This window comes from Streptomyces sp. NPDC045026 (genome assembly GCF_056432625.1).
The window spans coordinates 190,431-213,889 of sequence record NZ_JBWKIS010000013.1; the positions used below are offsets into that span (position 1 = coordinate 190,431).

General features: G+C 70.8%; 24 protein-coding genes. 14 read left to right on the plus strand and 10 right to left on the minus strand.

The window, feature by feature from the left end; all coding sequences use genetic code 11:
- Nucleotides 1–8: 8 nt before the first annotated feature.
- The 8 genes from AC07EJ_RS26560 to AC07EJ_RS26595 all read left to right on the plus strand — a co-directional run bounded on the left by AC07EJ_RS26560 (nt 9) and on the right by AC07EJ_RS26595 (nt 9,511).
- Entirely contained in the window at nt 9–791 is a 783-nt protein-coding gene (locus tag AC07EJ_RS26560) for a glycoside hydrolase domain-containing protein (RefSeq protein ID WP_389480083.1), read from the plus strand.
- A gap of 246 nt (nt 792–1,037) precedes the next feature.
- Nucleotides 1,038–2,297: a M20 family metallopeptidase gene (locus AC07EJ_RS26565; protein WP_389480085.1), complete on the plus strand. Its 1,260-nt coding sequence runs from the start codon at nt 1,038–1,040 to the stop codon at nt 2,295–2,297.
- 209 nt (nt 2,298–2,506) lie between these two features.
- A complete protein-coding gene (locus tag AC07EJ_RS26570; protein ID WP_389480018.1) occupies nt 2,507–3,565 on the plus strand; it encodes a BMP family lipoprotein in 1,059 nt (352 codons plus the stop codon).
- Nucleotides 3,566–3,759: 194 nt separating this feature from the next.
- Complete coding sequence (locus AC07EJ_RS26575) at nt 3,760–5,328, plus strand: ABC transporter ATP-binding protein (protein WP_389480087.1); 1,569 nt, start codon at nt 3,760–3,762, stop codon at nt 5,326–5,328.
- Complete coding sequence (locus AC07EJ_RS26580; protein WP_389480021.1) at nt 5,325–6,470, plus strand: ABC transporter permease; 1,146 nt, start codon at nt 5,325–5,327, stop codon at nt 6,468–6,470. Before AC07EJ_RS26575 ends, AC07EJ_RS26580 begins: the two co-directional genes overlap by 4 nt.
- A complete protein-coding gene (locus tag AC07EJ_RS26585) occupies nt 6,467–7,756 on the plus strand; it encodes an ABC transporter permease (RefSeq protein ID WP_389480022.1) in 1,290 nt (429 codons plus the stop codon). The genes AC07EJ_RS26580 and AC07EJ_RS26585 overlap by 4 nt, the downstream gene beginning before the upstream one ends.
- Entirely contained in the window at nt 7,753–8,142 is a 390-nt protein-coding gene (locus AC07EJ_RS26590) for a cytidine deaminase (protein WP_393585729.1), read from the plus strand. The genes AC07EJ_RS26585 and AC07EJ_RS26590 overlap by 4 nt, the downstream gene beginning before the upstream one ends.
- Nucleotides 8,143–8,233: 91 nt before the next feature.
- A complete protein-coding gene (locus tag AC07EJ_RS26595; protein ID WP_393585730.1) occupies nt 8,234–9,511 on the plus strand; it encodes a thymidine phosphorylase in 1,278 nt (425 codons plus the stop codon).
- Between the two features lie 58 nt (nt 9,512–9,569).
- Here the strand turns inward: AC07EJ_RS26595 and AC07EJ_RS26600 are convergent, their stop codons facing one another.
- Nucleotides 9,570–10,493 (minus strand): AEC family transporter, encoded by a 924-nt coding sequence (locus AC07EJ_RS26600; RefSeq protein ID WP_389480026.1) that lies wholly within the window; start codon nt 10,491–10,493, stop codon nt 9,570–9,572.
- Between the two features lie 344 nt (nt 10,494–10,837).
- Here AC07EJ_RS26600 and AC07EJ_RS26605 point away from each other — a divergent pair, with 344 nt between their 5' ends.
- Nucleotides 10,838–11,209 carry an STAS domain-containing protein gene (locus AC07EJ_RS26605; protein ID WP_389480029.1) on the plus strand — a complete coding sequence of 124 codons (372 nt, stop codon included), beginning with the start codon at nt 10,838–10,840 and terminating at the stop codon, nt 11,207–11,209.
- On the opposite strand, the gene AC07EJ_RS26610 is transcribed toward AC07EJ_RS26605, so the two are convergent.
- Nucleotides 11,111–12,103 (minus strand): sigma-70 family RNA polymerase sigma factor, encoded by a 993-nt coding sequence (locus tag AC07EJ_RS26610; protein ID WP_389480032.1) that lies wholly within the window; start codon nt 12,101–12,103, stop codon nt 11,111–11,113. The two genes, AC07EJ_RS26605 and AC07EJ_RS26610, sit on opposite strands and share 99 nt — an antisense overlap.
- 149 nt (nt 12,104–12,252) lie before the next feature.
- Entirely contained in the window at nt 12,253–13,542 is a 1,290-nt protein-coding gene (locus AC07EJ_RS26615) for an MFS transporter (protein ID WP_389480035.1), read from the minus strand.
- Between the two features lie 62 nt (nt 13,543–13,604).
- Here AC07EJ_RS26615 and AC07EJ_RS26620 point away from each other — a divergent pair, with 62 nt between their 5' ends.
- Complete coding sequence (locus AC07EJ_RS26620; RefSeq protein WP_389480038.1) at nt 13,605–14,576, plus strand: LysR family transcriptional regulator; 972 nt, start codon at nt 13,605–13,607, stop codon at nt 14,574–14,576.
- Here the strand turns inward: AC07EJ_RS26620 and AC07EJ_RS26625 are convergent, their stop codons facing one another.
- Nucleotides 14,577–15,335: a prolyl oligopeptidase family serine peptidase gene (locus AC07EJ_RS26625; RefSeq protein WP_389480040.1), complete on the minus strand. Its 759-nt coding sequence runs from the start codon at nt 15,333–15,335 to the stop codon at nt 14,577–14,579. It lies immediately after the preceding gene.
- 113 nt (nt 15,336–15,448) lie between these two features.
- Here AC07EJ_RS26625 and AC07EJ_RS26630 point away from each other — a divergent pair, with 113 nt between their 5' ends.
- Entirely contained in the window at nt 15,449–16,606 is a 1,158-nt protein-coding gene (locus AC07EJ_RS26630) for an adenosine deaminase (protein WP_389480043.1), read from the plus strand.
- A 142-nt stretch (nt 16,607–16,748) separates the two neighbouring features.
- A complete protein-coding gene (locus AC07EJ_RS26635) occupies nt 16,749–17,093 on the plus strand; it encodes an ATP-binding protein (protein ID WP_389480045.1) in 345 nt (114 codons plus the stop codon).
- Nucleotides 17,094–17,211: 118 nt separating this feature from the next.
- Here the strand turns inward: AC07EJ_RS26635 and AC07EJ_RS26640 are convergent, their stop codons facing one another.
- From AC07EJ_RS26640 to afsQ1, 5 genes are all read right to left on the minus strand, one after another.
- Complete coding sequence (locus AC07EJ_RS26640) at nt 17,212–17,412, minus strand: PspC domain-containing protein (protein WP_100594716.1); 201 nt, start codon at nt 17,410–17,412, stop codon at nt 17,212–17,214.
- 108 nt (nt 17,413–17,520) lie between these two features.
- The gene (locus AC07EJ_RS26645; RefSeq protein WP_389491248.1) at nt 17,521–18,063 is read right to left on the minus strand and encodes a VanZ family protein; all 543 of its coding nucleotides are present in this window, start codon (nt 18,061–18,063) and stop codon (nt 17,521–17,523) included.
- 77 nt (nt 18,064–18,140) lie between these two features.
- Entirely contained in the window at nt 18,141–18,752 is a 612-nt protein-coding gene (locus AC07EJ_RS26650; protein WP_478885043.1) for a hypothetical protein, read from the minus strand.
- A complete protein-coding gene (locus AC07EJ_RS26655) occupies nt 18,749–20,329 on the minus strand; it encodes an ATP-binding protein (RefSeq protein WP_389491252.1) in 1,581 nt (526 codons plus the stop codon). The genes AC07EJ_RS26650 and AC07EJ_RS26655 overlap by 4 nt, the downstream gene beginning before the upstream one ends.
- Entirely contained in the window at nt 20,326–21,003 is a 678-nt protein-coding gene (afsQ1, locus tag AC07EJ_RS26660; RefSeq protein ID WP_030682803.1) for a two-component system response regulator AfsQ1, read from the minus strand. Before afsQ1 ends, AC07EJ_RS26655 begins: the two co-directional genes overlap by 4 nt.
- 238 nt (nt 21,004–21,241) lie before the next feature.
- Between afsQ1 and AC07EJ_RS26665 the strand changes: the two genes are divergently transcribed.
- Entirely contained in the window at nt 21,242–22,000 is a 759-nt protein-coding gene (locus tag AC07EJ_RS26665) for a SigE family RNA polymerase sigma factor (RefSeq protein ID WP_389491254.1), read from the plus strand.
- 176 nt (nt 22,001–22,176) lie between these two features.
- Here AC07EJ_RS26665 and AC07EJ_RS26670 read toward each other — a convergent pair whose 3' ends face one another.
- Nucleotides 22,177–22,812 (minus strand): uridine kinase family protein, encoded by a 636-nt coding sequence (locus AC07EJ_RS26670; protein ID WP_389491256.1) that lies wholly within the window; start codon nt 22,810–22,812, stop codon nt 22,177–22,179.
- Between the two features lie 155 nt (nt 22,813–22,967).
- Here AC07EJ_RS26670 and AC07EJ_RS26675 point away from each other — a divergent pair, with 155 nt between their 5' ends.
- Nucleotides 22,968–23,384, plus strand: coding sequence for a hypothetical protein (locus AC07EJ_RS26675; protein ID WP_389491259.1), 417 nt, complete (start codon nt 22,968–22,970; stop codon nt 23,382–23,384).
- The last annotated feature ends 75 nt before the right edge of the window (nt 23,385–23,459 follow it).

Consider the following 23,459-nt stretch of genomic DNA (forward strand, 5'->3'; position numbering starts at 1 on the left):
ACCTCGCCATGTCCGCCGCGGGCGTGGCACTGGCCGCCACCGGAGCGATCGTCGCCCAGTCGGCGACAGCCACCACGCTCCCCGCGGCCAAGACGTACACCGGCCGCGCCTTCGACACCTGCACGGCCCCCTCCCTCTCCGCCATGAAGGCCTGGAAGACCGGCTTCTACGGCGCCGCCGCCGTCTACGTCGGCGGCAAGAACCGCGGCTGCGCCCAGCCCAACCTCACCGCGTCCTGGGTGAAGTCGGTCAGCGCCTCCGGCTGGAAGCTGATCCCGCTCTACGTGGGCGCCCAGCCGCCCTGCCAGTCCGGCGCGAACCCCGAGAAGATGACCGCGTCCACCGCCGCCTCGCTCGGCGCGAAGGACGGCGCCGACGCCGTCACCAAGTCCGCCGCCCTCGGCATGAAGGCCGGCTCCCCGCTCTACCTGGACATGGAGTCGTACGACACCACGAACACGTCCTGCAACAACGCGGTCCTGACCTACGTCCGCGCCTGGGACAAGGCCGTGCACGCCAAGAACTACCGGACCGGCTTCTACGGCTTCCGCAGCTCCAGCGCGAAGGCCGTCGCCACGGCCACGAACCGCACGGACATGCCGGACGTCCTCTGGTACGCGCTCTGGGACAAGGTCAACACGACCACTACGGACTGGCCCTTCGCCTCCACCCTGTACACCGGCCACCGCCGCGCCCACCAGTACATGGTGAACAGCAAGGAGTCGCGCGGCGGTTACACGATCACGGTGGACCGCGACGCCTGGGACGCACCGGTGGCGATCGTCGGCTGACCGCCGGGATCGCGTGAACGGGGGCGCACCCGGGACGGGAGGGTGCGCCGCTGTCCGGGCCGAAGCCCCCTGAAGCGGCCCCCACGAGACCAAACGGATCCCAGAGCGAAAGAGCTTTCATACCCACCCAGAGTGGAGCGCATGCGCGGCGCGGTCGGATTTCTTACCCCAATCCGGTTGAACTTTTGTTGATCGTGGGGCGGCTGCCCCCTGCCCCGGCCTACCCTTCAAAGGGTGAACCAACTGATGTCCCGAGAGTCCGAGGCCGGTAAGGCCGGGGAAGCGGTCGGCGCCGGAGAGCTGCCCGGCACGCTGTCCGAAGAGCTCCGTGCCGAGCTGGTTGCCTTCCGGCGTGACTTGCACATGCACCCCGAGCTCGGCAACCAGGAGTTCCGCACGACCGCGGCGATCAGGGCCCGCCTGGAGAAGGCCGGGCTCACGCCACGCATCCTGGACATCGGCACCGGCCTCGTCTGCGACATCGGCACCGAGGAGGGGGAGTGGCGCGGCGGGCCCCCCATGCTCGCCCTGCGCGCGGACATCGACGCGCTCCCCATCCCGGACACCAAGGCGAGCTGCGCCTACCGCTCCACCGTGCCCGGCCGCGCCCACGCCTGCGGCCACGACGTGCACACGACGGTCGTCCTCGGCGCGGGCCTGGTCCTCGCCGAGCTGCACCGGCAGGGCCGGCTCCCGCACCCCGTACGCCTGATCTTCCAGCCCGCCGAGGAGGTGCTGCCCGGCGGCGCCCCCGACGCCATCGAGTCGGGCGTGCTCGAGGGCGTCGGGTCGATCATCGGCGTGCACTGCGACCCGAAGGTCGACGCGGGCCGGATCGGACTGAGGCCTGGCGCGATCACCTCGGCCTGCGACCGTCTGGAGGTCGCGCTCGACGGGCCCGGCGGGCACACCGCGCGCCCCCACCTCACCACCGACCTCGTGACCGCCGCCGCGAAGGTGGCCACCGAGGTCCCCGCGCTCGTCGCCCGCCGCATCGACGCCCGTTCGGGGCTCGCCGTGACCTGGGGACGTATCGAATCCGGCCACGCGTGCAACGTGATCCCGCAGCACGCCGAGCTGTCCGGCACCGTCCGCTGCCTCGACCTCGAAGCCTGGCGGCAGGCGCCCGACCTGGTGCACGGCGCGATCCAGGAGATCGCCGACCTCTACCGCGCCAAGTCGGAGATCAACTACATCCGCGGAGTGCCGCCCGTCGTCAACGACCCGGAGGTCACCGACCTCCTGACCGCCGCGATGACCCTGCGCCGCGGCCCGCACTCCGTCGAGGACACCCAGCAGAGCCTGGGCGGCGAGGACTTCTCCTGGTATCTGGAGCACGTCCCCGGCGCCATGGCCCGCCTCGGGGTGCGCACCCCCGGCGAGCGCGGCGGACGTGACCTGCACCAGGGTGACTTCGACGCGGACGAGTCGGCGATCACGGTGGGGGTGGAGCTGTTCACGGCGGCGGCGCTGATGGACGGGGCCGTGCGGGAGCAGGGGGCGTAGACCGGTGCAGGCAAAGGGTCGGTGTGGGCAGCACGTAACCCACCCGACCCAGCCGCGTAACGCCCCGTAGACCGGGCCGCCGTGCGCCGTTCGCGTCAATCCGATAACGGCTGCGGAACGGCCCTTTATCTGACATCTACGCGCGTTACGATCCGTCCGAAAACCAGCGCCGGAAGCCCGGCGCTCAGGTCAGGTCGAAGGAGCCTCCCTTGCGCCGGGTAGCCAAAATCTCTGCTGCGTGCATAGCCACCGCGGCACTCGCTCTCACCGCCACCGCATGTGGCGGCACTTCCTCGGACAACGAGTCCTCGAGCTCCTCGGACTCCGGCAAGAAGGGCGGCGTCAAGATCGGCCTCGCCTTCGACGTCGGCGGCCGTGGCGACCACTCCTTCAACGACTCCGCCGCGCGCGGTGCCGACAAGGCCAAGAAGGAGTTCGGCGGTGACCTCAAGGAGCTGACCGCCAAGACCTCCGACACCGAGGCCGACCGTGAGCAGCGCCTGTCCGACCTGGCCGACGCCGGCTACAACCCCATCATCGGGGTCGGCTACGCGTACGCCACCTCGATGACCAAGATCTCGGCGAAGTACCCGAAGACCACCTTCGGCATCGTCGACTCCGTGGTGAACTCCAAGAACACCGACTCCATCGTCTTCACCGAGGAGCAGGGCTCCTACCTGGCCGGCGTCGCCGCCGCGCTGAAGACGAAGAAGGACCACGTCGGCTTCATCGGCGGTGTCGACGTCCCGCTGATCAAGAAGTTCGAGGCGGGCTACGTCCAGGGCATCAAGGACACCAACCCGAAGATCAAGATCGACGTCCAGTACCTGAGCCACGGTTCGGACACCTCCGGCTTCGCCTCCCCGGACAAGGGCAAGGAAGCCGCCCAGGGCATGCTCGACAAGGGCGCCGACGTCGTCTACTCGGCCGCCGGCTCCTCCGGCAACGGTGCCATCGAGGCCGTCTCCGGCACGAAGGGCGCCTGGGCGATCGGCGTCGACTCGGACCAGTACAACATCCCGGGTCTCGCCAAGTACAAGTCCTCGATCCTGACCTCGGTCGTCAAGAACGTCGACATCGGCGTCTTCGACCTGATCCAGTCGGTCAAGGACGGTTCGCCGAAGACCGGCACCAACACCTACGCCCTGAAGGACGGCGGCGTCTCGCTCGCCACCTCCGGCGGCTACATCGACGACATCCAGGCCAAGCTGGACGCCGCCAAGGCGAAGATCGCGAGCGGCAAGGTCAAGGTCAAGACCACCCCGTGATCTGAGCGGCCGCAAGGCCGGGGCTCGGCGGGGGGAGAGGCGAAAGCTTCCCCTCGCCGAGCCATAACAATGTGTCAACTCTACGCGTGTAGCTAAGAGTTGGCGTATTACCGTCGCCGACGCGCCCCCGCGCGGCTCCGCGCGACCGTTCACCCCTTCCGTACGTACGTCCTGTCCCCCGAGGAGAGTGCGCCATCAACGCGTCCAGCCCTCCCGCCGTCGAACTGCGCGGCATCACCAAGCGCTTTCCCGGCGTCGTCGCCAACCGCGACATCGACATCACCGTACGGCGGGGCACCGTCCACGCCCTGTGCGGTGAGAACGGCGCCGGCAAGTCGACCCTGATGAAGATCCTCTACGGCATGCAGAAGCCGGACGAGGGCACCATCGCGGTCGACGGCACCCAGGTCACCTTCGCCACGCCCGCCGACGCCATCGCGCGCGGCATCGGCATGGTCCACCAGCACTTCATGCTGGCCGACAACCTCACCGTCCTGGAGAACGTCGTCCTGGGCGCCGAGAAGCTGCACGGCATCGGCGGCAAGGCGCGTACGAAGATCCGCGAGATATCCGAGGCGTACGGCCTCGGGGTGCGGCCCGACGTCCTCGTCGAGGAGCTCGGGGTCGCCGACCGGCAGCGCGTCGAGATCCTCAAGGTCCTCTACCGGGGCGCCCGGACGCTGATCCTCGACGAGCCCACCGCGGTCCTCGTGCCGCAGGAGGTCGACGCGCTCTTCGACAACCTGCGCGAGCTCAAGTCCGAGGGCCTCACGGTCATCTTCATCTCCCACAAGCTGGGCGAGGTCCTCTCCGTCGCGGACGAGATCACGGTCATCCGGCGGGGGACGACGGTCGGCACGGCCGACCCGAAGAACACGAGCACCAAGCAGCTCGCCGAGCTCATGGTCGGCAGTGAGCTGCCGTCACCGGAGACCGAGGAGTCGACGGTCACCGACACCCCGATGCTCCACCTGGCCGGGGTGCGCCTCACGCAGACCGACCTGGACGGCGTCGAGCGCGTCATCCTCGACGACGTCACCTTCACCATCCGCCGCGGCGAAGTCCTCGGCATCGCGGGCGTGGAGGGCAACGGCCAGTCCGAACTCGTCGAGGCCATCATGGGCATGCGGACCGCGGACCGCGGCGCCATCGCCCTGAACGGCGCCGACATCACCCGGACCCCCACCCGCAAGCGCCGCGAAGCCGGCGTCGGCTACATCCCCGAGGACCGGCACCGTCACGGTCTGCTCCTCGAAGCGCCGCTGTGGGAGAACCGGGTCCTCGGCCATGTCACCGAGCGCCCCAACTCCAAGGGCGGGCTGCTCGACCTGAAGGCCGCGCGCGCCGACACCGAACGCATCGTGCGCGAGTACGACGTCCGCACCCCCGGCATCGAGGTCACCGCGGCCTCCCTGTCCGGCGGTAACCAGCAGAAGCTGATCGTCGGCCGCGAGATGAGCCACGCGCCCAAGCTGCTGATCGCCGCCCACCCCACCCGCGGTGTGGACGTCGGCGCGCAGGCCCAGATCTGGGACCAGATCCGCCGCGCCCGCCGCGAGGGCCTCGCCGTGCTGCTCATCTCGGCCGACCTGGACGAGCTGATCGGCCTGTCCGACACCCTGCGGGTGATGTACCGCGGCCGCCTGGTCGCCGACGCCGACCCCGCCACCATCACCCCGGAGGAGCTGGGCTCCGCCATGACAGGTGCGGCCTCCGGCCACCTCCAGCACACGGAAGACGCCGAAGGCGGGGACGCCCGATGAAGACACTGATATCCCGGGGCAAGTCCCGGATCGACAAGGAGCGGCTGATCCTCGCGGTCGCCGCCCCGCTCCTGGCGATCATCGCCGCGCTCGTCGTGACCGCCGTGATCATCGCGGCGACCGGCAAGGACCCCTTCGCCGCGTTCAGCGACATGGTGACCTACGGCTCCGCGAGCGACAGCCAGGTCTACATCCTCAACAAGGCGACGACGTACTACCTCGCGGGCGTCGCGGTGGCCATCGGCTTCCGCATGAACCTGTTCAACATCGGCGTCGACGGGCAGTACCGGATGGCCGCGTTCGTCGCCGCCGTGCTCGGCGGGGCGCTGACGCTGCCCGGCTGGCTCTCCATCCCGCTGATCCTGCTCGCCGCCATGGCGACCGGTGCCCTGTGGTCCGCCATCGCGGGCATCCTCAAGGTGACCCGCGGTGTCAGCGAGGTCATCTCGACGATCATGCTCAACTCGATCGCGACCGCGATCATCGCCTACCTGCTCCAGCCCGAGCAGCTCGGCCAGCTCGACGACGCCGGCACCCTGGTCTCCACCAAGCCGCTGCCGAAGTCCTCGTACTTCTTCGCGATGGACGCGGGTCCGGCCGGCCAGGTCTGGGGCTTCATCGTGATCGCCGTGCTCGTCGGCATCGCGTACTGGTTCGTCCTCGGCCGCACCCGCTTCGGCTTCGACCTGCGCACGGTCGGCCAGTCCGAGTCGGCGGCCGCCGCGAGCGGCGTCAGCGTCAAGAAGATGGTCGCCACCAGCATGATCATCTCGGGTGCCGTGGCCGGTCTGGTCGGCATGCCGACGCTGCTCAACGACAGCCACCAGTACGACAACAGTTTCCCGGTGGGTCTCGGCTTCACGGGCATCGCGATCGCGCTGCTCGGCCGCAACCACCCGGTCGGCATCGCGCTCGGCGCCCTGCTGTGGGGCTTTTTGGAGCGCACCACCAACCACCTGGAGTTCCAGGGCTACGACAAGGAGATCCTCGGCGTGATCCAGGGCGTCATCGTCCTGTGCGTCGTCATCGCCTACGAGGTCGTACGCCGCTACGGGCTCAAGCGCCAGCAGCAGCGGGTCGGCGCCGAGCTCGCCGCGCAGGCCGCCGCCGTCCGCACCGACAAGCAGGAGGTGGCCGGATGAGCGCCACGAAGACCGACACCCCGCCTCCCGCGGCCCCCGCGGTGAGCGGCGCCAGGAAGGCCCGCGGCCGGCTCTCCACGGGCCAGACCCTGATGATCGTCGTCGGCGCCCTGTTCCTGGTCTCCGCGGTCCGCGTCATCACGGGCGCCGACCAGCTCACCTCCGGCGGCCAGATCAGCGCCGCGCTCGGACTCGCCGTGCCCATCGGCCTCGCGGCCCTCGCGGGCCTGTGGTCGGAGCGGGCCGGCGTGGTCAACATCGGCCTCGAAGGCATGATGATCCTCGGCACGTTCGGCGCCGGCTGGCTCGGCTGGCAGACCAGCCCCTGGCTCGGCCTCGTCTGCGGCATCGGCTTCGGTGTGCTGGGCGGCCTGATCCACGCCGTCGCCACCATCACGTTCGGCGTCGACCACATCGTCTCCGGTGTCGCCGTCAACCTCCTCGCCCTGGGCGCCACCCAGTACCTCGCCAAGCTGTTCTTCGCCGAGGGCGACCCCGCGGCCAAGGGCGGCAACCCCAAGCAGTCGCCGCCCGCCGAGTCGCTGGGCGACGTCACGATCCCGGGCCTGTCCAGCGGACTGCACTCCATCGAGCAGCACCACTGGTTCCTGGTCTCCGACCTCGCCGGCATCCTCGGCGGCCTGGTCACCGACGTCTCCGTGATCACGATCCTCGCCGCGCTGCTGTTCGTGGGCAGCTGGTGGGTGCTGTGGCGCACCTCGTTCGGCCTGCGCCTGCGCTCCTGCGGCGAGAACCCGGTCGCGGCCGAGTCCCTCGGCGTCAACGTGTACGCGCACAAGTACGCGGCCGTCGCCATCTCCGGCGGACTCGCGGGCCTCGGCGGCGCGTTCCTCGCGCTCGTCACCTCGCACAGCTACCTGGAGGGCCAGACCGGCGGGCGCGGCTACATCGGCCTCGCCGCCATGATCTTCGGCAACTGGCGGCCGGGCGGACTCGCCATGGGCGCGGGCCTGTTCGGTTTCTCCGATGCGCTCCAGCTGCGCAACGGCGGCGAGACCGTCCACGCGCTGCTGCTCCTGCTGGTCGTGCTGCTGGCTCTGCTCGCGGGCTGGAAGGCGTACCGCAAGGCCATGATCCAGGCCACGATCAGCGCGGTGATTGCCGCGGTTGTCCTGGTCTGGTACCTCCTGACGGATGAGGTGCCCGGCGACTTCGTCGGCGCCACCCCGTATGTCGTCACCCTTCTGGTGCTCTCGCTGTCCGCGCAGCGGCTGCGGATGCCGAAGGCCGACGGCATGCGCTACCGAAAGGGTCAGGGCAAGTGACGGAAGCCGGCTGGGAAGCACTCAGGGAAGCGGCCCGCGAGGCCATGTCCCGCGCGTACGTGCCGTACTCGGCCTTCCCGGTCGGCGCCGCGGCCCGCGTGGACGACGGCCGCACCGTGTCGGGCTGCAACGTCGAGAACGCGTCGTACGGGCTCGGCCTGTGCGCCGAGTGCGGGCTCGTCTCGCAGCTCCAGCTCACCGGCGGCGGCCGCCTGACGCACTTCACGTGCGTGGACGGCAAGGGCGAGATCCTGATGCCGTGCGGCCGCTGCCGCCAGCTCCTGTACGAGTTCGGGGGCCCCGAGCTGCTCCTGGAGACGACGGCGGGGATCCGCCCGCTCGGCGAGATGCTCCCCGACGCGTTCGGCCCCCAGCACCTCAACTGACCGACGGCCCCGCCCTGTTGGGCGGGGCCGCTTCCGGCCGGTCGCTCTATGCGCGTAGAGTCGGCCTGCTGTCACCTGCGGAAGGACAACCATGGACGTCATCTCCGTCATCCGGACCAAGCGGGACCGGGGCGAACTCAGCGACGAGCAGATCGACTGGGTCATCGACGCGTACACGCGCGGCGTCGTCGCGGACGAGCAGATGTCGGCGCTCGCCATGGCGATCCTCCTCAACGGCATGAACCGTACGGAGATCGCCCGCTGGACCGCCGCGATGATCGCCTCCGGTGAGCGCATGGACTTCTCGGCCCTGTCCCGCCCGACCGCGGACAAGCACTCCACCGGCGGCGTCGGCGACAAGATCACGCTGCCGCTCGCCCCGCTGGTCGCCGCGTGCGGCGCCGCCGTCCCGCAGCTCTCCGGGCGCGGCCTCGGCCACACCGGCGGCACCCTCGACAAGCTGGAGTCCATCCCCGGCTGGCGCGCCCTGCTCTCCAACGACGAGATGCTGAACGTCCTCGACACCGTCGGCTCCGTGATCTGCGCGGCCGGCGACGGGCTCGCCCCCGCGGACAAGAAGCTCTACGCCCTGCGCGACGTCACCGGCACCGTCGAGGCGATCCCGCTCATCGCCTCCTCGATCATGTCGAAGAAGATCGCCGAGGGCACCGGCTCGCTCGTCCTCGACGTGAAGGTCGGTACCGGCGCGTTCATGAAGACGATCGAGGACGCCCGCGAACTCGCCTCCACCATGGTCGAGTTGGGCACCGACAGCGGCGTGCGTACGGTCGCCCTGCTCACCGACATGTCGACGCCGCTCGGCCTGACCGCGGGCAACGCCCTCGAAGTCCGGGAATCCGTCGAGGTGTTGGCGGGCGGCGGCCCGGCCGACGTCGTGGAGCTGACCCTCGCCCTGGCCCGCGAGATGCTCGACGCGGCGGGCATCAAGGACGCCGACCCGGCGAAGGCCCTCGCCGACGGCTCCGCGATGGACGTGTGGCGCCGCATGATCGCCGCGCAGGGCGGCGACCCGGACGCGGCACTTCCCACGTCCCGTGAGCAGCACGTGGTGGTGGCCGGGAAGTCCGGCGTCCTGACCCGTCTCGACGCGTACGACATCGGCGTCGCCGCCTGGCGCCTCGGCGCGGGCCGCGCCCGCAAGGAGGACCCGGTGCAGGCCGCCGCCGGCATCGAACTCCACGCCAAGCCGGGCGACTCGGTCACCGCGGGCCAGCCACTGCTGACCCTGCACACGGACACGCCGGAGCGCTTCGAGTACGCCCTTGAGTCCGTCGAGGGTTCGTACGACATCGCGGCGCCGGGGACGGCGTTCGAGGCCACGCCGGTCGTGCGGGAACGTATCGGCTGACCTGCGGTTTCCTCGTACGGATGAACGGGACCGGTAGACCTCTGCCGGTCCCGTTCGGTCACCCCAGCAACGCCGCCACCACCACCAACGCCGGCACCGACGCCAGCGTCGACAGCAGGATCGACTCCCTCGCCAGCTTCTCCGCGACGCCGTAGCGCGACGCGTACGTGAAGAGGTTCTGCGCGGCCGGGAGTGCCGACGTCACCACGACGTCCAGGAGTGACGCGCCCCGCAGGCCGAAGACGCCCGCCGCGAGCACCCACGCCACCGCGGGCTGGCCCACCGATTTCAGGGCCACCGACAACAGCACCGGGACCCGGTCCGCACCGCGCCGGGCCGGCAGTGAACTCCCGCACAGCGAGATCCCGTACGCGAGCAGCACCACCGGCACGGACATCTTGCCGATCAGATCGACCGGGTTGAAGACCGGCCCCGGCACCGTCCACCCCGTCGCCGCCACGAGCACGCCCGCGAGCGCGCCGACCGCGATCGGGTTGCGCAGCGGCGTGACGAGCCGCCGCCACAGGGACTGCTTCTCCCCGGCCTCCGACAGATCGAGGACCGTCATCGCGATCGGCGTCACCACGATCTGCTGGAAGAGCAGCACGGGCGCGACCAGCGAGGCGTCACCGAGGACGTATACGGCGATGGGGATGCCGAGGTTGCCCGAATTGACGTAGCTGGAGCACAGGGCGCCGATCGTCGTCCGGCCCACGCCCCACCGGCGCGCGACGCCCACCGCGATGAACAGCCCGGCGGCGGCCGCCGTGCTCAGCGCCGTCACCAGCAGCCGCGGCGACAGGATCACCGAGAGATCGGCCTTCGCGAGCGTGGTGAACAGCAGCGCGGGCGTGGCGACATGGAAGGCGAGTTTGGTGAGGACCTCGCGGCCGTTGTCCCCGAGATAGCCGCGCTTGCCGATCAGGAAGCCGACGGCGATGACCACCGCGATGACGGCGAACCCGTTCAGCACCCCTGCCACGATGCCCCCTGCCGGCGTCGTGCGGACGGCTGAGCGGGTACGCGATCAAGGAGCATCCCCATAGCGTCGGAGGGCATCCGGCGCGGGGTCAACGTGATGCGCGCGACACATGGGGAACGTGATGCACGGCGCCGGGGTCTTTCGTCTGGATCATGCGGGCTCGCGGGGTCTGGCACCGCACCTCGCGGCGTTGTCGGCACTCGCCGACTCCCCAAGCTCCCGGCTTCGCTCGAGCAGGGGGACCCCATGCCCCCGCTCCCTGATCCGGCCCGATCCAAACGAAAGCCCTTAGGCGCGCGGCCGGACCGCCGATGAGTTCCCGGCGCCCGGCCGGTCTCCCCTGCGTGGCTGCTCTGCGACTTCCCGACCTGGCTCTCGCCGGCCCTTTGGGCCGCGGCGACGTGCCGCACCTGTGCGACCAGGTGCGCACGGCATGCGCCCGCGCCCCCGCACGCGAGATCGTCTGCGACATCGCGGCGGTCACCACGGCCGACCTCGCCACCGTCGACGCGCTCGCCCGGATGCAGCTCGCCGCCCGCAGAGCCGGGTCAGGACTGCGGCTGCGCGATCCGTCCTCGGCCCTGTGGGCCCTGCTTCAGCTGGTCGGCCTGCCCGGCCTAGGCGGTCTCGTCGTCGAGATGGAGCGGCATGCCGAACAGCGGGAAATAGCGCGCTGTGTCCAGGAAGCAGTGGAGTCCGGTGATCCGGCCCTCTGAGACCTCAAGGACCTGGACGGCCCACGGCGAGAACCCGCCCTTGTCCGGGTCGGGCTTGTAGTGGGCGAACGCGGGCGAGCCGTTGGCCTCGACGGGCACCAGGCGGCTGTCGGCACATGAGGCGCCGATCGTCGTCATGAAGCCCGTGATGTCCGGCGTGCCGCGCAGCCACAGGTCGAACGGCGGCATCGTCATGACGGCGTCCTCGGCGAGCAGCGCCGTGAGGGCCTTCATGTCGTATCCCTCGAACGCGGCGACATAGCGCTCGAGGAGCGCCTGGTGCTCCTCGTCCAGCTCGCCGTCCGCGCTCTTCTTCTCGGCCGGCACCTCGGCGAGCGTGGCGCGGGCCCGCTGGAGCGCGCTGTTCACCGACGCCACCGACGTGTCGAGGAGCTCGGCGACCTCCTGCGCCTTCCAGGCCAGCACCTCGCGCAGGATGAGCACGGCCCGCTGCTTGGCCGGCAGCTGCTGGAGCGCCGCCACGAACGCGAGGCGCACCGACTCCCGCGCCACCGCCGCCTCCGCCGGGTCGTGCACGGTCGGCAGCACGCGGGCGTCCGGCATCGGCTCCAGCCACACGTTGTCCGGCCGGGGCGTGAGCGCGGCCTGCGCCAGCGGCGCCGCCGCCGTCAGGTCCATCGGACGGGCCCGCTTGTTGCCCGCGTTCAGCATGTCCAGGCAGACGTTCGTCGCGATGCGGTAGAGCCAGGACCGCAGGCTGGAGCGGCCCTCGAACTTGTCGAAGCTGCGCCAGGCGCGGACCATCGTGTCCTGCACCGCGTCCTCGGCCTCGAAGGCCGAGCCCAGCATCCGGTAGCAGTACCCGGTCAGCTCGACCCGGTACTTCTCGAGACGGACGTCCAGCTCAGTGGTTGTTTCTGCGATGTCACTCATGTCCACACCCCGCCCTGCGGCTTCTGGCAAGTCCCGAAAGTCCATGCAAGTCCCAGCACTTTGGAAGCTATCGCAGTGCACTGACAACGGCCCCCGGACCGGCGAAATACGCCGCTCCGGGGGCCGTTCTCAGCATGATGCGAACGCGGTCAGTGCGCCGCCACGAGCATCTGCCGCTGCTGCACCCGGGCCGCGTGCGAGCCCCACAGGGTCACCGACACGACGCCGAGCACCGCCACCAGGCCGAGGGCCACGGTCCCGGCCCAGCCGCCGGCGTGGAAGGCCACCGCGCCGAGCGTGCCGCCGACGCTGGAGCCGATGTAGTACACGGACTGGTACAGCGCGGACGCCTGCGCCCGCCCGTGCGTCGCCGTGTGGCTGACCGAGGACGACGCCACCGCGTGCCCCGCGAAGAAACCGGCCGTGATCAGTACGAGGCCGAGCAGCACCAGGACGATCGAGTCGCCGAGCGAGAGCAGCAGCCCGGACGCCGTCGTGCCCACCGCCAGGTACAGCGCCCCGCGCCGCCCGAGCCGCGCGACGAGCTTGCCGGCCGCGGCCGAGGAGACCGTACCCACCAGGTACACCAGGAAGATCGAGCCGATGATGCCCTGCGGGAGCGAGAACGGCGCGGCCGTGAGCCGGTAGCCGATCACCGTGTACACGGCGCCGAAGACCGTCATGAACAGGGCGCCGATCATGTACAGACGGCACAGGAGCGGGTTCGCGAGGTGGCCGCGCACCGTGCGGGCCAGGACCCGCGGCCGCAGCGAGCCCGGGGCGAAGTGCCGGGGCCGCGGCAGCAGCAGCCGGAACGCGACCGCGCACGCCACGGCGATCACGCCGATCGTGGCGACCGCCGCGCGCCAGCCCCACTCCTGCGCGACCCACCCGGTGATGACCCGGCCGCTCATCCCGCCGATGGAGTTGCCCGCCACGAACAGGCCGATCGCGGCGACCAGCGCCTTGGGCCGCACCTCCTCCGCGAGATACGCCATCGCGGAGGCCGGCAGACCGGCGAGCGCGGCGCCCTGGAGCGCGCGCAGCGCGATCAGTGCGCCGAGCGACGGCGCGAAGGGGACGAGCAGACCGACCGCGACCGCCACCGACAGGGACGCCGTCATCACGGTGCGCCGTCCGAACCGCTCCGACAGGGCGCTCAGCGGCAGTACACACAGGGCGAGCGCGCCCGTCGCACCGGAGACCGTCCAGCTCGCGGCGCTCGCACTGACGCCGAAGTCCGCGGAGACGAGGGGGAGCAGGGCCTGCGTGGAGTACAGCAGGGCGAAGGTCGCGACCCCGGCCAGGAAGAGGGCGAAGCTCATCCGGCGGTAGCCGGGCCCGCCCGGGTTCAGACGGGTGTCGGGGGCTTCGGGGGACGACGAATTACGGGCGGCGACCGCGTGGGTGGCGGCCGCCCCGCTACTGGCAGGAGGCATGTCTCGAAGGTAGGCCTCCGTGTTTCATGCGTCCAATGCATGAAAACGCCATAATCGATCCCATGGAGCATAAGCAGAGTTCAGGGGCTCGTCTGTCACCGGCCGGTGACACAGAAGACATCGTGACGACGCTCGTGCCCCGCCTGTCGTACTTCGCCGCGGTCGCCCGCACCGAGCACGTCACGCGGGCCGCGCAGGAGCTGGAGATCCCCCAGTCGACGCTGTCGCGCGCCCTGGTCCGCCTCGAACAGGACCTCGGCGTGGAGCTGTTCGCGCGCCACGGCCGCACCGTCTCGCTCACTCCCGCGGGCCGGACGTTCCGCGCGACCGTCGACAAGGCGCTCGCCGAGGTCGGCCGCGCCGCCGAGTCCGTACGGGCCGACGCCGACCCCACGTCGGGCAAGGTCGCCTTCGGCTTTCTGCACACCATGGGCTCCGAGACCGTCCCCGGCCTGATCCGAGCCTTCCGCGCCGACCACCCCCGCATCCGCTTCAGCCTCGTCCAGAACTACGGCGAGGCGATGCTGGAGCGCCTGCGCGCCGGCGAGCTCGACCTCTGCCTCACCTCGCCCGTCCCCGACGAGCCCGGTCTCGTCGCGCGCCGCCTCGACGAGCAGCGCCTGCGCCTGGTCGTCCCCGACGACCACCGCCTCGCGGGCCGCAAGCGCGTCCGTCTCGCGGAGGCGTCGGACGAGCCCTTCGTGACCCTCGAACCCGGCTACGGGCTGCGCCGCATCGCCGACGGCCTGTGCGCGGAGGCGGGGTTCAAGCCGCGTGTCGCCTTCGAAGGGGAGGAGACGGAGACCCTGCGCGGCCTGGTCGCGGCGGGCCTCGGTGTGGCGCTCCTGCCGCCACCGGCCGTACCGCGCCCGGGAGTTGTGGAGCTGACCGTGACCGGGCAGCGGGCGGTAAGGGAGATCGGCGTGGCCTGGCTCGACGGGCATCCGGACACCCCGCCGGTCGCGGCGTTCAAGAAGTTCCTGCTCTCCCGGCGCGGCAAGCTGCTCTCCGAGTGGACCCGCGCCGAGGAGTAGTCACCGCCCGAGCGACCTGCCGAAGCCCGCGGCCAGCGGCATCCGCAGACCCAGGGGCGGCGGCGCGGCGAGCGCGTCCTGCACCGGACGCGAGAAGGCCCGGCCGAAGAGCGAGCCGAGGACGAAGTCGCGGGCCAGGGCGTGGACTTCGCTGCGGTGCTGGTGCAGCGCGTGACCGTCGGAGTGCACCTCGAAACGGCAGATGTCGCGGTTGGACTTCTTCGCGCGGGCGGCCAGGCGGAACGACAGCTCGGGATCCGTGCGCTCGTCGTTCGTGCCGTGCACGATGAGGACCCGGCGGCCCGCGAGCTGTTTCACCGGTTCGAGAGGCGCGGCGACATCCTCCTCGGGCAGCCAGGGGGCAAGCGCGAGCACCGAGTTGACGGCGCTGTGCCCGCCCGCGTGCAGCGCCGCGCGGGCCCCCATGTCGACCCCGACGAAGCAGACGGGGACGTCGCCGTAGCGCCGTACGGCCTCGTCCGCCGCCCAGTCCGCGTCGCGCGCGAGCTGCGCCTGCGCGCCGTTCCACCCGCGGCTGCGGTAGTGCACGACATGCACCGCAAGGCCGTCCCGCCGCCCCTCGCGCGCGAGGCCGCGCCCCAGGGTCCGTACGGTCGCCGAGGCCAGCGGTGACGGTCTGCGCGCGGAGGTCTCCTCACCCGCGGGAAGCAGCAGGACCACACCGCTCGCCGTCGCGGGAACGGGCCCGACCGCCTTCCCGAGCCGGGCCTCACGGACCGTCGTCGCTTCCTGTCCCATGACAGAACAGTGTCAGAAGGCCCGGTGTACGCCACCCGTCCGCAGGGTCACCGTTAGGTATCGACAGGCGGACGCCGACGAGTATCTACGCGCGTAGGCGTTAGAGTGCGGAAATGACGAGCCAGACCAGCGGAAACTCGCAGATTCCGACCCCCGAGCAGATCGTTCGCGCCCCCAAGGTGCTGCTGCACGACCATCTCGACGGCGGCCTTCGCCCCGGCACCATCGTCGAACTCGCCCTGGAGCAGGGCTACGAGAACCTCCCGGAGACCGATCCCGACAAGCTCGGCATCTGGTTCCGCGAGGCCGCCGACTCCGGCTCCCTGGAGCGCTACCTGGAGACCTTCGCCCACACCTGCGCCGTCATGCAGACCCGCGACGCGCTGTTCCGGGTCGCCGCCGAGTGCGCCGAGGACCTCGCCGAGGACGGCGTGGTCTACGCCGAGATCCGCTACGCCCCCGAGCAGCACCTGGAACAGGGCCTCACCCTCGAAGAGGTCGTCGAGGCGGTCAACTCGGGCTTCAGGGAAGGCGAGCGGCGCGCCAAGGCCAACGGCCACCGCATCCGCGTGGGCGCCCTGCTCACGGCCATGCGGCACGCGGCCCGCGCCCTGGAGATCGCCGAACTCGCCAACCGCTACCGCGACACGGGCGTCGTCGGCTTCGACATCGCGGGCGCCGAGGCCGGCTTCCCTCCCACCCGCCACCTCGACGCCTTCGAGTACCTCAAGCGCGAGAACAACCACTTCACGATCCACGCGGGCGAGGCCTTCGGCCTGCCCTCCATCTGGCAGGCCCTGCAGTGGTGCGGCGCCGACCGCCTCGGCCACGGCGTGCGGATCATCGACGACATCAAGGTCGAGGACGACGGCACGGTCAAGCTCGGCCGCCTCGCCTCCTACGTGCGCGACAAGCGCATCCCCCTGGAGATGTGCCCCAGCTCCAACCTCCAGACGGGCGCCGCCGACTCCTACGAGGCCCACCCCATCGGCCTGCTCCGCAAGCTGCACTTCCGCACCACGGTGAACACCGACAACCGCCTCATGTCCGGTACCAGCATGAGCCGCGAATTCGAGCACCTGGTCGACGCGTTCGGCTACACGCTCGACGACATGCAGTGGTTCACCGTCAATGCGATGAAATCAGCATTCATTCCTTTCGATGAACGACTGGCCATGATCAATGACGTCATCAAGCCCGGATACGCCGAGTTGAAATCCGAATGGCTGTTCCGTCAGACCGTCTCGACCAGGGGTTCTGTCGCGCAGTAGCGTCTCTTTGTGCGAATCCGAAGCGGCCGGGTGTATTAACTCCCGGCCGCTTTCGCGTGTATTTCGCTGGTTGCGACGAGCCCTGGCGCATGTTTACGGTCGTGGACCGCTCAAGCCCCCGTTCACGAGGACTCATTTCATAATGAAGCAGTCTGCTGTCAAGACCCTCGGCGTCGCCGCCCTCGGTGCCGCCTTCGCCGCCGCGGGCGCCGGTGCCGCCTCCGCCGCCCCCGCCCTCCCGGACGCGGGCTCCGCCCTGGACACCGTGACCAGCACGCTCCCCGCCGAGCAGGTCGCCCAGGTGCTGCCCGCCGGCGGCACCGAGTCCCTCACCGCCGGCAAGAACGCCGTCGCCGGTGGCCTGAACGCCGCCGCGCCCGCCGTCCAGAAGGTCCTCCCCACCAACGGCAGCGACCCGGTCTCCGGGCTCCTCGGCGGCCTGCCCGTCAAGTCGCTGCCTGCCGGCGGCGCCCTGCCCGTCGGCTGACCCACCCGGCACGGCACACACCCGGACGAAAAGGAGGGGCGCACCCGCTCTCGCGGGTGCGCCCCTCCTTTTCGTACGTCAGCCTGCCTTGTCGTGCATCAGCCTGCGGACCCCGTCGTCACCACGCCTGGCGGACCTTGCCCTCGCTCGGCAGCAGGATCCACAGCGCGATGTACAGCAGGAACTGGGGACCCGGAAGCAGACACGAGAGCACGAAGATCACGCGCATCGTGGTCGCGGAGGTGCCGAAGCGCCTTGCCAGCGCTGCGCACACTCCGCCGATCATCCGTCCGTTCGTGGGGCGGGCAAGGGCGGTCATGGTGGGCTCCTTCGCGAACCGTAGCCGTGAGGCGCCCCCTTGGCCTGGACGGCCGGAACGTCTCTGATGGCTTCAAAGCTACGGTGACGAACCGGGCGAAGCGTCAGCTCACGGGGCGATGCCGACCCTGGAAATCGTCGGGGTCCGCCCCTGAGAAGGCTCCTCCCGGGGGAGGGCGGTGACCTCGGTCCTGCGGCGGAGCCTGCCCCTGAGAGTCGGCACCACGGCCGCGTGCGCGAGGGCCACGCCCAGCGTGTTCAGGAACAGCGAGTCGATGTCCACGACCTGCCCCGGCACCCCGGTCTGCAGCAGCTCGACACCGAGCGAGAGCAGCGCCCCCGCGGCGACCGTACGCACCAGCGAACCCAGCGGCGAGACGACGAGCCGCCCCCCGGCGATCGGCAGCAGCACCCCCAGCGGGGCGAACAGCACCAGCTCCTTGCCGATGCGCCGCACCGCCTCGGCCGGGCCGAGCGCGAGATCCGCCCTGATCCCGGCGAACGGATGCAGATTCGCGGCGCTGACCCACGGCACGTCCAGTGGTCGCAGCGTGATCCAGCAGACGAGAAGCAGATGCGCGGCAAGGAGGACTACCCCTGCCGTACGGAAGCGGATGGCGGCCTTGGAACCGCCCGGGCGATGGCGCTGCACGCACCCCTAGACGCGGCGGGCAAGGCGATCGGTTCCGCGTCGCCGGCGTCCGCCCGCGACAACCGCGCCCGCCCTTGTCAGCCGACCGTCTCGGCGGGCGCCGGTACGAGCCCCGGCCGCGTCAGCATCTCCGGGGAACAGTCGTACGCGCGCAGAGCGTCGTCACCCGGCCCGCCGAGCACGACCTTGTCGTCCTTTGCCGTGGCCCCGTCGTTCGCATACGTACACACGATCTGGGCCAGCGCGTACGGCGACAGGTCGTCCGGCGGGACGCTCAGCCGCAGCGCGTTGTCCGGGTCACCCTTGCCCGGCCCCGAGACGGTCATCCCGGGTCTGACGTCCGTCGTGTACCCCGCCTGCCGCTCGTCGCCGACCGGAGACTGCTCCAGCTCGTCGAGCAGCGCCTGCGCGAGCCGCACCCGGTCCGAGGCGCCCTGCCCCTTCGGCAGGGTCACCGACCGGTCGACGCTCACCAGCTGCGACGTACAGACGAGAAACACCTGCACGGAGAATTCGCCGCCCGAGCGTGACCCCAGATCCGGCCCCGACAGCGTGCACGGCACCCGCGACGGCGCGGCGCCGAAGTCCGTCGGCACCTCCGTCGGCCTGATCCCGCACCCGGCGAGCAGCGCGGCGAGAACGGCCGTGCCCGCCACCGCGTAACGGCGTCTTGTCCTGCGTGCGGTCATCGCGCGCCGCCCTCCTCACCGGAACTGCCGCCGTCGGCGCCCTCGTCATCGGGCGGCAGCGTCAGCGGCGACGCGTCGAGCGGCAGCCGGAACGTGAACACGGCACCGCCCTCAGGGGAGTTGGCCGCGGTGATCTCTCCGCCGTGGATGTGCGCGTTCTCCAGGGCGATGGACAGCCCGAGCCCGCTGCCCTCGGAACGAGGCCGCGACGCGCTCGCCTTGTAGAACCGGTCGAAGACGTGCGGGAGCACGTCCTCGGGGATGCCGGGCCCGTGGTCGCGGACCTCGATCACCAGCTCCGAGTCCGCAAGACGCACGGACACCCGCACCGGTGAGCCGCCGTGCTTGAGCGCGTTCCCGATCAGGTTCGCCATGATGACGTCGAGGCGGCGCGGGTCGATCCGCGCCATGATGCCGCGCTCCGCGTCCAGATCCACCGCGTCGAGCCAGGCGCGTGCGTCGATGCAGGCCGTGAGCTGGTCGACGATGTCGACGCGGTCGAGGACGAGCCGGGCGGTGCCCGCGTCGAAGCGCGTGACCTCCATGAGGTTCTCCACCAGGTCGTTCAGCCGGCGCGTCTCGCTCACCACGAGGCGCACGGCCGGCTCGATCATCGGGTCGACCGAACCGGTCTCCGCGTCGAGCTCCTCCTCAAGTACCTCCGTCACGGCGGTGATCGCCGTCAGCGGCGTACGCAGCTCGTGCGACATGTCGGCGACGAAGCGCCGCGACGCCTCCTCGCGCGCGCTCATGTCGGCGACCTTCTTCTCCAGATTCTCCGCGGTCCGGTTGAACGTCCGGGAAAGATCGGCCAGTTCATCCGTACCGGACACCCGCAGACGCGTGTCCAGCTTCCCTTCCCCGAGCCGCCGGGCCGCCCTCCCGAGCCGGTGCACCGGCTTGAGCACCGTCGTCGCCGCGGCCTGCGCCAGCAGCGCCGAACCGATCAGCGCGAGCGCCGTCGCGATCCCGAGCGACCAGGCAAGGGAGTTGAGATCCTTCGCCTCCGGCTCCAGGGACTTGAGCATGTAGCCCGTCGGCCCCCCGTCGATCACCCGCGCCCCACCGACCAGATACGGCGTGTCATTGCTGACGATCCGCTGCCAGTACAGGTGGTACGGATGCTTGTTGCCGTCCGTGAGGGGCTGCTCCCTGTTCACCGCGTCCCGCAGCGAACGCGGCACCTCGGCCAGCGTGATGGCGTCCAGATCGGAGTTCCCCGCGATCCGCCGGCCGTCCTTGTCGTCACTGATCAGCAGCACACTGAAGTGCTGACTGCTGCTCGCCATCAGGTTCGCCGCATGCTGCAGCTCGCCCTGCGTCGGATGCTCGGGCAGCGCCGCGGCCCGATTCTGCATCTCCTGCTGGAAGTCGCTGAGCGCCGCGTCCTGCGCGCGGGTCAGCACCGCCTCGCGGTTGAGCCAGTACGCGATCCCGGACGCCGACACCGCCGCGGTCAGCGCCACCAGGGCGAAGACGACCACGAGCCGCAGCCGCAGGCTCGTGAAGCGCAGGCCGGCGAGTATCGCCTTCTTCGCCGCGGCCCACCCCCGCAGCCGGTCGTGCGCATCACTCACTGAGGCGTGTCCAGCCGGTAGCCGACCCCGCGCACCGTACGGATCAGCGTCGGCGAGGACGGCACGTCCTCGACCTTCGCGCGCAGCCGCTGCACACACGCGTCGACGAGCCGCGAGTCACCGAGGTAGTCGTGCTCCCACACCAGACGCAGCAACTGCTGCCGCGACAGCGCCTGTCCCGGCCTGCGGCTCAACTCGAGCAGCAACCGCAGCTCCGTGGGCGTCAGTTGGAGGTCCTCGCCGTTCTTCGTGACCGTCATCGCGGCCCGGTCGATGACGAGACTGCCGAACGACGCCGCGTCGTTGGCCTCCCGCTCGCCCCGCCGGAGCACCGCGCGGATCCGCGCGTCGAGCACCCGCCCCTGCACCGGCTTCACGACGTAGTCGTCGGCGCCGGACTCCAGCCCGACCACCACGTCGATGTCGTCGCTGCGTGCGGTGAGCAGGATGATCGGCAGCTGGTCCGTGCGCCGGATGCGCCGGCACACCTCGAACCCGTCGATGCCGGGCAGCATCACATCCAGCACGATCAGATCCGGCCGCTGCTCGCGCAACAGCTTCAGACCGTCCTCGCCGGTGGCAGCGGTGGCAACCCGATGGCCCTGGCGCGTAAGGGACAGCTCCAGGGCCGTTCGGATGGCGTCGTCGTCCTCGATCAGCAACAGGGAAGGCACAGACGCCATTCTGTCCCATGGCACGGCTCAAGTTCGACCGTTGGAGCGCTCCCAAGCTCGTAATGAGGGGGCTTCGGGCCCCATCCACACACGACTCGCACACGCCCGGGCCCTGTGACAGGTCTGTGACAGTCGACGGACACCGTCATGAAGTGGCCCGGGCAAGCTTTTGGACATCGCAAGGACGCAAGTCCTTGACGGCCACGGGAAACCGAGACTCCACGACGGGGGGCGCGAGATGAACACGCTGCACAGCACCACTACTGGCGCAGTTGTCACACGTCTTCATGACGCTCTTGTACGGGGTCCCGGTTCCGGGAAGCACGAGCTGTCCGGTGCCGTGAGCGGGCGGGGGTGCGCTCGCGGCACCGGGCGTCAGCACACCACGTACATGACGGTGGTTGACGCGAACCAGGCGGTATCCGACGGGGGAGCCGCGTACGGGGAGGAATCGGGGGAGCGGAAGAAGTCCCTGTCGGAGGCCGAGTTCACGGCCTACGTACAGGAACGCCGCGCCTCCCTGTACGCAACCGCCTACCACCTGACCGGTGACCGGTTCGAGGCCGAGGACCTGCTCCAGAGCGCCCTATTCTCGACGTACCGCGCCTGGGACAGGATCAGCGACAAGGCGGCGGTCGGGGGATACCTCCGCCGCACCATGACCAATCTGCACATCAGCGCGTGGCGCCGCCGCAAGCTGAACGAGTACCCGACCGAGGAACTGCCGGAGACGGCGGGCGACACGGACGCGATGCGTGGCACGGAGCTGCGCGCGGTTCTCTGGCAGGCCCTGGCCCGCCTGCCCGAACTGCAGCGCACGATGCTCGTCCTGCGGTACTACGAGGGCCGTACGGACCCCGAGATCGCGGACATCCTCGACATCAGTGTCGGCACGGTGAAGTCCAGCATCTGGCGCTCCCTGCGCCGGCTGCGCGAGGACGAGGTCCTCAGCTTCGGCCGTGACCTGGAAGAGTCCTTCGGCGAGCTGGTGGCCTGAAGGCAGGGGGCGGGCCGTCGCTCCGGGGGGACGCGACGGTCGTACGGGGGAAGTACCGGGGGATCACGGGGGATCTTCACGGGGGAATGAAGCGGGACCGGAGGGCCGGGGGGTCTCTCCGGTCCCGTTTCTCATGCGTACGGCCTGTTTCTCATGCGTACGGGGGTGCGGGCCGCTCACGCCTGGGCGCGGGCCTTCACGCAGCGGCCCGCGGCGGCCGCGGCCAGGCGGCCGAGGGCTTCTTCCTTGCCGCACGCGTGCGCGCCGAGCGCGGTCTGGCGGGCCACGATGCCGCGCTCCGCGCGCATCAGGCGCCAGCCGCGGCGCAGCAGGAACGGCACGGACTTGCGGCCCTCCTTGAGGTCCCGCAGCAGCCGGCGGCGGAACGTCGTGGACGGGCGGCCGCGCAGGCACAGCGCGTCGGCGAGCAGCCCGAGGTCCCGGCAGCGCTCCACGATGTCCGCGGCGAAGATGCCCTCCGCGATGAACAGGGGCGTGCGCTCGATGTCGAGCGTCTCCTCGCCCACCCGCGCGCTGGTCGCGATGTCGTAGACGGGGACGCGGGTGCGGCCCGTGCGGCACAGCTCCGCGATCGCGGCGACGGCCGTCTCCGAGTCCCAGGACTGGGCCGAGTCCCAGTCGATGTCCGAACTGCCCGGCACCAGCGGCAGCGTCGGGTCGCCGTTCTCCTTGTAGAAGTCGTCCAGGCACAGCACGGGGAGCCCGGAGCGGGACGCGAACGACGACTTGCCGGAGCCGGAAGGACCTGCCAGCAGGACGACCCGGGTCGGTATCGGGGGATGGGAACTCACGAGACACCAGTGTGCGGCATCCCCCGCCCCCGGTGGACCCCGCGGGTCGGCCTTTGTGGCACAGTCGCGGCTCAACTACGCTGCGTGCGCGTACGATTACTCGATCTGCGGCGGCGGACCAACCGGCCGCCGGTACCGGAAACGGGCGGCACCTCATGGCACGACACTCAGCGAAGAAGTCCTCGACGGCTCAGCGTGCGCTGCTGCGCGCGGGGCTCACCCTCACCGCCGCGGGCGCGGCGCTCGGCGGGGGTGCGGTGAGCGCCGGTGCGGCGGAGCCCGCCGCCGCGCCTCTCGCCTCGCCGGTCGGCGACCTCGACACGGCGGCGGCCGGGGGAGCGGTGACGGGGGCGCTCGGGAGCGCTGCGAACGGGGGTCTCGCCCCGGTCAAGCACCTGAAGCTCAACCCGCTCTCCGGTACCGGGGTCGATCCGCTCGACAACGCGGTCGGCACCCAGGTCGCCGACTTCAAGCCCGTGACCACGGCCGTCGCGACCGGTCCCCTGGCCAAGGGCGGCGCCCTCGCCGACCTCCCGCTGGTGGGGCCGGCCAGTTCTCTGCTGCCCGGTTAGGGCGTCAGGGGCGTCAAAGGCGTCAGGGCATGCCGAAGCCCCGGCCCTCCTGGACGGGGGAGGGCCGGGGCTTCG